The organism is Paenibacillus sp. PsM32, assembly GCF_030433815.1.
Classification (GTDB): domain Bacteria; phylum Bacillota; class Bacilli; order Paenibacillales; family Paenibacillaceae; genus Saccharibacillus; species Saccharibacillus kyungheensis.
Window position 1 is genome coordinate 1 of record NZ_JARUWY010000035.1, and the last position, 1,033, is coordinate 1,033.

Below are 1,033 nucleotides of genomic sequence, written 5' to 3' on the forward strand. Positions count from 1 at the left end.
TGGTATTATCCCCTCAAGGTAGACAGTGAAAAAAGACCTCATGGTAAAATGAGATCAACACTGGAAACTGGAGGGGATTTTTTTATGGCCAAAAAAGGACAAACGTTCCACCGATACAGCGAAGAAACGAAACGGGAAGCGGTTCGATTGAGAAGCGAAGAAGGCTGGAGCTACCCTAAGATTATGGAGAGATTGGGGATCTCAAGCAAGACACAGATCGGGCAGTGGGTGAAAAAAAGTCAGACCAAGGAAGGCTTTACTGACCAACGTGGACGCTGGAACAAAACCCAATTTGAGAGTGTCGAAGAAGAAAATGCTTATCTTAAGGCCCAAGTCGAATACTTAAAAAAGCGCAATCCAAATCTACATGGGGAGGACAGTTGGATTTCCACGCCCGGTGCGAGTCCGTTCAAGAAATGAGCCGCCGCTATCCCCTCTCCACACTCTGCAAGCTTGCGGAGATTTCACGGGCGGGTTACTACAAATGGAAAAAGGGTCACCTCATGCGTGAGCAACGTCAGAACCGAGATGCGGATTTGAAAGCTCATCTTTTAAACATCCACCGACTTCGTCCCTATTTCGGAGTGCCTCGTATGCAGATGGCTCTGCGCCGAGAAGGCGTCGTGGTCAACCACAAAAAGGTGCGCCGTCTCATGCGCGAACTCTCGATTCGCTCTGTGATTCGCCAGAAGCGTCCCTTTGCGGGGCGCAAACCCTCCGTCTGTTTTGCGAATGTGTTGAACCGAGCTTTTGCTTCTGAAGCACCCGGACAAAAGCTCGTGACTGATGTGACGTATGTGCGAACAGGAAACACGTTTGTCTATTTATCCGTTGTGCTAGACTTGTACAACAACGAAGTAAAGGCTTGGGTCGTATCTGAGCGTAATGATCTGAAGCTTGTGACCGATACGATTGAACAATTGGACAACGAGAAAGGCTTGGTGCATTCGGACCAAGGTTTCCAATACACGACGAAAAGTTACGCTCATCTCTTGCAGACGAAAGGACTCACAGGAAGCCATTCCAGACGAGG

General features: G+C 48.8%; 1 pseudogene. It reads left to right on the top strand.

The window, feature by feature from the left end:
• Nucleotides 1–84: 84 nt before the first annotated feature.
• A pseudogene (locus QCD85_RS23625) lies at nucleotides 85–1,033 on the top strand (IS3 family transposase); the annotation flags it as partial.